Here is a 7098-nt window from a genome sequence, read left to right as displayed (position 1 = left end):
CCCCGGGTGGCCCCGGGCGGCCGTCCCCGGGCGGCCCCGCCCGCCGGGCGGCACCGGCGAGGTCAGTGGGCTCGGATCCGGGCGGCCTTGACGGCGGTGCGCAGCAGTATTTCCGCGCCGAGGATCAGGTCGGCCGGGTCGGTGTCCTCGTGCGGGACATGGCTGACGCCGCCCACGCTCGGCACGAAGATCATGGCGGTGGGCGTGATGTCGGCGACGACCTGGGCGTCGTGGCCGGCGCCGCTGGGCAGGCACTGGTAGGGCGCGCCCAGTTCCAGGCAGCTCTCCTCGATCAGGCCGCGCAGGTTCGCGCTGGTGGACACGGGACCGGAGTACGTACGGGCGACGACCTCGATGACGGTGCCGGTCTGCCGGGAAAGGTCCTCCAGGTCGTGCCGCAGGACGGCTTCGGCCTCCTCCATCCGTACGGCGACGGTGTCCCGCAGGTCGACGGTGAGGCGCGCGGTGTCGGCAATGGTGTTGGGCGAGTTGGGGTGGATGTCCAGACGCCCGACGGTGGCGACCCGGCACAGCCCACGCGTTGTGGCGAGGTGTTCGACCGCCAGGACCGCGCGGGCCGCCGCGGCCAGTGCGTCACGCCGGCCGGGCATCGGAGTGGTGCCGGAGTGACCGGCGCTTCCGCTGATCTCGATGGTGAGGACCGTGCGTCCGGTGATGCCGTCGACGACGCCGATACGGTTCTCGGCCCGTTCCAGGACCGGCCCTTGCTCCACATGGAGCTCCAGATAGGCGGCCAGCGACTCCGCCGGCCACACCGCGCTGCCCAGGGCGTCCAGGTCACCGCCGGCCAGCGCCAGCGGGCCGCGCAGCGGACGGCCCTCGTGGTCCAGGGGTTCGCGGGGCAGGTCGGCGAGCCGGCCCGCCAGGACGGACGATCCGAAGAACGGCTGCGGGAACAGCGCGCCCTCCTCGTTGGAGAAGGCGACCGCCACGGGCTCAAACTCGCCGTCGACGCCCAACTCGGCACAGACCTGCACCACTTCCAGGGCGGCCAGCACTCCGTACGCGCCGTCCAGCCGGCCGCCGTTGACGACGGTGTCCAGGTGGGAGCCCATCAGTACGGCGGGCCGTGCGGGCCCGGTGCCCAGCGGGCGGGAGCGGACCGTGATGTTTCCGGCCGCGTCCACCGACGGTGCCAGGCCGGCGGCCCGGCTCTGCTCCATGAGGTACGTGCGGGCCTCGCGGTCGGCGCGGCTGAAGCCCTCGCGGGTGATGCCGCCGGTCACCGCGTCGCGCCCGATGGTGCCCAGTTCCTCCACGCGGCGCAAAAGACGCTCCGCGTCGACGGCGGGCCGGGCCCTGCGACGATGGGCCACTGGTTGACTCATGAGTCCTCCAGATCCATTCAGTTGAGCGGGTGTGAATGGGTTGGGGTGGATGGGTTGGTGTGCGCTCGTGCGAGTGGCCCCGGCCCCGTGGAGGGAACCGGGGCCCCGTGCGGTGCCGGTCACAGGTGGCGGTCCCACCATTCGAGGATCGCCTCGAAGCGGGCCACCCGGTGGCTGGGCAGACCCGAACGGGACATGTCGTGCCCCTCGCCGGGGAAGACCAGCAGCTCCACCGGCACACCCCGCATCTTGAGCGCCACGAACAGCCGCTGCGCCTGCTCCATCGGGCAGTGCCGGTCCTGGTCCGACTGGATGATCAGCACCGGCTTGGTGATCGAGTCCGCATACGTCAGCGGGCTCTTGTCCGCCCAGCGGGAGCGGTCCGGCCCGTACAGGGCGATCGCCACGTTCACACCGTCGTCGCTGGAGGCCGCGTAGCTGTCCACCGCGTACAGGCCGCGCTCACCGATGAAGGCCCGGAAGCGTTCCCCGTGGTGGGCCGCCAGCCAGGCCGCCATGTAGCCGCCGAAGGAGCCGCCCATCACGCCGACCCGGTCCGCGTCCAGATCCGGTGCCTGCAGCGCCGTGTCCAGCAGAGCCAGCAGGTCCGGGGCGGTCCTGCGCGCCAGGTCGTCGGCGACGTGCATGCCGTGCGCCTGGCCGTAGCCGGAGGTGCCGCGCGGGTTGCCGAGCACCACCGCGTAGCCGGCGCTCGCGTACACCTGCGCCTCGTCGAAGGCGGCGGGCCCGTTGAGGGTGTACCCGAACTGCGTATAGGGGCCGCCCTTGATCTGCAGCAGCACCGGGTGCGGGCCCTCGCCCCGCGGACGGATGACCCAGCCCTGGAGCTCATAGCCGTCGTCGGTGGTGGCGGTGAACTCCTGCATCGGCAGCACATCGCTCTGCTTAAGCAGTTCACGCCCGAAGCCGGTCAGCACATGCTCCTCGCCGGCGCGCAGGCTGACCAGGTCACCGGCGCTGGTGGCGCTGGAGACGACGGCCGCCACCGTCAGCCCGTCCACGCCGTCGACCGCCGCGTAGGCATTGACCTGGCGGGTGCCGGTGATCAAGGGCCTGGGGGTGCCGCCGTCGTAGGGCACCAGGAGCAGATGGACCTCGCCGCGGTGGTCGGCGGCGAACAGCACACCGTCGGCGACCGGGAGGATCATCTGGGAGGCGAAACTGAGGTGGTAGTCCGGGCCGGTGAGGCGGCGGGCCGGCGCCGAGCCGTCGACCGGCACGGACCACAGGCCGTAACTCATCGTGGCGAACGCGTTGTTGTTCTCGTCCAGCGGCTCGGCGGCGAAGCACACCGTCGCACCGTCCGGGGAGAAGCGGGGGCAGCCCAGAATCAGCCCGCCGCCGGTCAGGGCGCGCAGGCCACTGCCGTCGGGGGCGCACACCCACAGGTCGTTGCGCAGATCGTCGCCGGCCTCGGCGTGGCGGGCCGCGGTGAACGTCAGCAACGCGCCGTCAGGACTCCAGGAGACGTCCGCGTGGTCGAAACTGCCGTCGGTGACCTGGACGGTGGCGGACACAGGGTCGGCCGAGAACGGATCGGTGACGAAAACATGCCGCGGCCGGTCGAAAGTGAAACCGAACCCGTCCGCGCAGTAACGCAGCCGGGTGATACGACGCGGCGCCTCACTCTGCGGCGAACCCGTGTAACGGCCCGGCTCCGGCACCCGCGCCGTATAGGCGATACGCGTCGAATCCGGACTCCACACCGGCTGCCCCGCACCGATCGGATGCCCCGTGACCACACGCGCCTCACCACCGTCCATCGGCAGCAGATGCAATTGCGCGGCACCACCCGCAACAGGGCGCAGAAACGCCAGATGACGGCCGTCCGGCGAAAACGCCGGAGCGCCGTCATCCATACCCCGGCTCAGCAGCCGGGCCGGCCGGCCGCCGTCCGTCTCGGCCAGCCACAGCTCGGACACATACCCGTCGGCGGCCAGATCAGGACGCGTCACCGCGACAGCCGCGAACCGGCCGTCCCCCGACAGCGTCGGCTTTCCCAGAACAGGAAGGAGATCAATGTCTGTGAACTTCATACGATGAATTTATGGGTGGCACACAATCCCAGTCAATGACAGCGGAATTGGACACAACAAAGGGGCGCGAAGACATTTTTCCTGTCTTCGCGCCTGCGTTTCCCGTGGTGCGTCCTGTTCATTTTCCGTGGTGCGTCCTGTTGCGGCGGAGGGGCGGAAGCCGCCCCTCCGGCCGCAGCAAAGAATTACTGGATGTTGACGTAGTACGACGTCGCGAGAAGCTCGGCAGAGGTCTCGATGAACTCGATGTCGTCGAACGCCACGGTGTTCTCCATGAGGATCACTCCTTTATCATCTCAGTTTCCTCCGGGATTTCCCGGCGGTGATGAAATATTCTCCCGGGAAGGCCTTCGGCGTCAACATCATGTTTTTGATGCGGAAGTTGAACAGGATTCCCGGACGCTTTCCCGAAATAAACGCGAAGCGCCCCCACCGTTCGGTGGGGGCGCTTATACGGGGCGGCTGTCAGGCCGTGACCGCGGCCGGCTCGGCACGCGGGGCCCTGAGCAGGTCGATGGCCTCCTCGACGCTCCTGCCCTCCTGGATCAGGCTGCGCTCCTCGGCTCTGAGGAACCCCTCCAGGACCAGGTGGTCCAGCATGCGCAGCAGCGGGTCGAAAAAGCCCCGGTGGTTGACCACGACGATCGGCTTCTTCATGATCGACAACTGGTTCCAGGTCGCCACCTCCAGCAGCTCATCCAGCGTGCCGAACCCGCCGGGCAGCACGGCGAAGCCCGCCGACAGCCGGTACATGAGCGCTTTGCGTTCGTGCATGGAGCGGACGAGGAACAGCGCGCCCGGCGCGTTGTCGGCCCGCTCACGCGCGTGCAGGAAGCGGGGCACCACCCCGGTGACACCGCCCCCCGCGTCCATGACGGCATGGGCCACCGCGCCCATCACTCCCACGCCGCCGGCGCCGTACACCAAATCCAGGCCGCGGCGGGCCAGAGCGGTCCCGAACTCCTTGGCCAGCAGCAGATGGTCCGGGCGCGCGCCGTCGCGGGCACCGCAGAAGACGGCGATCTTCTCGCTCTGCTCTATCGCGGGGGGCATCTCTATGACAGGGGGCATCGGCACTCCTTGGAAGGTCGGTCACTGCTGTGGCAGATGTGCGGGTGAGCGCGGTGGGCCGGTGCCGATCACGGGCAGCACCGGCAGGGTGTACGTCCGGCGCACACTGGTGCCGAGCCGTGCGGTGTCCGCCCCGTACACATGGATCGAGACCGTCCGGTGCGCGGCGTGCACCTGGCGTCGTGACGCCGCCCGGCGGGACGGGGAACGACACTGCTCCCACGGCGCTGGTCGAGGTGGCCGTGGGGATGAGATACGGCTCGTTGCGCACCAGGCGGTAGACCGTCTCCGTCTGCGCCCCCCGGTGAAGGCCCGACGCGCACCAGGCGACATGGTCGTGGACCGGTGTGCTCTGCCCCGGCAGCCGGACCAGCGCGACGAGTGGGAACGAGCCGCCGGGTTCGGCGTGCAGGAGGTGCTGGCGACAGGTGTGCGGCTGGGGTTCCTGCCGGGCCGGCGTGAGCAGGTCGTCGTGCCCGAGGTGCGGCGCCAGTACGGCCGCCGCCTCGTGCCCGGCCTGCTCGGGCGGGGCGGCGCGCAGGGCTGCCAGGGCCGCCCGGATCTCGTCGACCAGGTCGTCGAGGCGGGCGGTGCGGGGCGCGCCGATGTCGTGCGGGGCGGGTGCGGGACGTTCGCGCACGACTGTGCCCGGTTTCCCGGCCAGGGTGAGCGCTGGGGTGTACGGGTGCGTCTGCCGGGCCCGGACGTCGCTGAAGAGTTCGGCCCGGCGCGGGCGCCGGCCGCCGTCGACGACCGCCGGGACCGTCCAGTGCTGGGCCACGGATCGGCTCATCATTCCTCCAGGAACGTTCTCTCGGCAGGGGATGCTTCGGGCGGCGCGGCTGCGGCGGTCGTCGACGGGGCTCGTCCGGGCCGGGCTTCCGGGGCGGGCTTCCGGGCCGGGCTTCCGGGGCGGGCCAGGGCCTGTCCGGCGGATCGGGCCGGCTTCAATCGACGGCCCGTGGCTCCCCAGTGAGCGGGGGCGAGGGGCGAGGGGGGTATCCCCCTGCGCGAGGTCGTTCGAGCAATGACGGAGCATGCAGCTGCTGCAGGGCGGAGGAGGGCGGCGGCGCGGTGCGGCGGCAACCGGCGACAACGCCGCAGATGCGGGTGCCAGACCTCGCGACGGCGGCATGTTCTGCCAGGAGGCCCTACAGGAGGTGGCGGTCCCACCATTCGAGGATCGCCTCGAAGCGGGCCACCCGGTGGCTGGGCAGACCCGAGCGGGACATGTCGTGCCCCTCGCCGGGGAAGACCAGCAGCTCCACCGGCACACCCCGCATCTTGAGCGCCACGAACAGCCGCTGCGCCTGCTCCATCGGGCAGTGCCGGTCCTGGTCCGACTGGATGATCAGCACCGGCTTGGTGATCGAGTCCGCATACGTCAGCGGGCTCTTGTCCGCCCAGCGGGAGCGGTCCGGCCCGTACAGGGCGATCGCCACGTTCACACCGTCGTCGCTGGAGGCCGCGTAGCTGTCCACCGCGTACAGGCCGCGCTCACCGATGAACGCCCGGAAGCGTTCCCCGTGATGGGCCGCCAGCCAGGCCGCCATGTAGCCGCCGAAGGAACCGCCCATCACACCGACCCGGTCCGCGTCCAGATCCGGTGCCCGCAGCGCCGTGTCCAGCAGCGCCAGCAGGTCCGGGGCGGTCCTGCGCGCCAGGTCGTCGGCGATGTACCGGGCGTGGTCGTGGCCGTAGCCGGAGGTGCCGCGCGGGTTGCCGAGCACCACCGCGTAGCCGGCGCTCGCGTACACCTGCGCCTCGTCGAAGGCGGCGGGCCCGTTGAGGGTGTAGCCCCACTGGGTGTGCGGGCCGCCCTTGATCTGCAGCAGCACCGGGTGCGGGCCCTCGCCCCGCGGACGGATGACCCAGCCCTGCACCTCGTGGCCGTCCGGTGCGGTGGCGGTGAACTCCTCGACCGGCAACAGGTCGGTCTGCTCGACGAGTTCGCGCCCGAAGCCGGTCAGTATGTGCTCTTCGCCGGCGCGCAGGCTGACCAGGTCACCGGCGCTGGTGGCGCTGGAGACGACGGCCGCCACGGTCAGTCCGCCCGGACCGTCCACGGCCGTGTACCAGTTGACCTGGCGGGTGCCGGTGATCAGGGGTGCGGGGGTGCCGCCGTCGTAGGGCACCAGGAGCAGATGGACCTCGCCGCGGTGGTCGGCGGCGAACAGCACACCGTCGGCGACCGGGAGGATCGTCTGGCTGGCGAAACTGAGGTGGTAGTCCGGGCCGGTGAGGCGGCGGGCCGGCGCCGAGCCGTCGAGCGGCACGGACCACAGGCCGTAGCTCATCGACGTGTAGGGGTTGTTGTTCTCGTCCAGCGGCTCGGCGGCGAAGCACACCGTGGCGCCGTCCGGGCTGAAGCGGGGGCAGCCCAGGAGCAGGCCGCCGCCGGTCAGGGCGCGCAGGCCACTGCCGTCGGGGGCGCACACCCACAGGTCGTTGCGCAGATCGTCGCCGGCCTCGGCATGGCGGGCCGCGGTGAACGTCAGCAACGCGCCGTCAGGACTCCAGGAGACATCCGCGTGGTCGAAACTGCCGTCGGTGACCTGGACGGTGGCGGACACAGGGTCGGCCGAGAACGGATCGGTGACGAAAACATGCCGCGGCCGGTC

Annotated in this window: 6 protein-coding genes; 1 reads left to right on the top strand and 5 read right to left on the bottom strand. The window is 71.0% G+C overall.

Annotation, left to right across the window (positions count from 1 at the left end; translation table 11 throughout):
* Nucleotides 1-62 precede the first annotated feature (62 nt).
* The 4 genes from ACFWWR_RS41825 to ACFWWR_RS41810 all read right to left on the bottom strand — a co-directional run bounded on the left by ACFWWR_RS41825 (nucleotide 63) and on the right by ACFWWR_RS41810 (nucleotide 4651).
* Nucleotides 63-1349 carry a Zn-dependent hydrolase gene (locus ACFWWR_RS41825; RefSeq protein ID WP_384309300.1) on the bottom strand — a complete coding sequence of 429 codons (1287 nt, stop codon included), beginning with the start codon at nucleotides 1347-1349 and terminating at the stop codon, nucleotides 63-65.
* A gap of 119 nt (nucleotides 1350-1468) precedes the next feature.
* A complete protein-coding gene (locus tag ACFWWR_RS41820; RefSeq protein ID WP_384309297.1) occupies nucleotides 1469-3406 on the bottom strand; it encodes a S9 family peptidase in 1938 nt (645 codons plus the stop codon).
* Between the two features lie 465 nt (nucleotides 3407-3871).
* Complete coding sequence (locus tag ACFWWR_RS41815) at nucleotides 3872-4477, bottom strand: TIGR00730 family Rossman fold protein (RefSeq protein WP_383878441.1); 606 nt, start codon at nucleotides 4475-4477, stop codon at nucleotides 3872-3874.
* 21 nt (nucleotides 4478-4498) lie between these two features.
* On the bottom strand, nucleotides 4499-4651 hold the full coding sequence (locus ACFWWR_RS41810) for a hypothetical protein (RefSeq protein ID WP_384309294.1): 153 nt from the start codon (nucleotides 4649-4651) through the stop codon (nucleotides 4499-4501).
* Between the two features lie 163 nt (nucleotides 4652-4814).
* On the opposite strand from ACFWWR_RS41810, the gene ACFWWR_RS41805 reads away from it, so the two are divergent.
* The gene (locus tag ACFWWR_RS41805) at nucleotides 4815-5453 is read left to right on the top strand and encodes a hypothetical protein (protein WP_384309292.1); all 639 of its coding nucleotides are present in this window, start codon (nucleotides 4815-4817) and stop codon (nucleotides 5451-5453) included.
* Nucleotides 5454-5628: 175 nt separating this feature from the next.
* Here ACFWWR_RS41805 and ACFWWR_RS41800 read toward each other — a convergent pair.
* A partial coding sequence (locus tag ACFWWR_RS41800; RefSeq protein ID WP_384309289.1) for a S9 family peptidase occupies nucleotides 5629-7098 on the bottom strand: 1470 nt, incomplete at its 5' end.

Source organism: Streptomyces sp. NPDC058678 (assembly GCF_042714835.1).
Taxonomy (GTDB): Bacteria; Actinomycetota; Actinomycetes; order Streptomycetales; family Streptomycetaceae; genus Streptomyces.
This window is presented reverse-complemented; position numbering and strand designations above follow the sequence as displayed.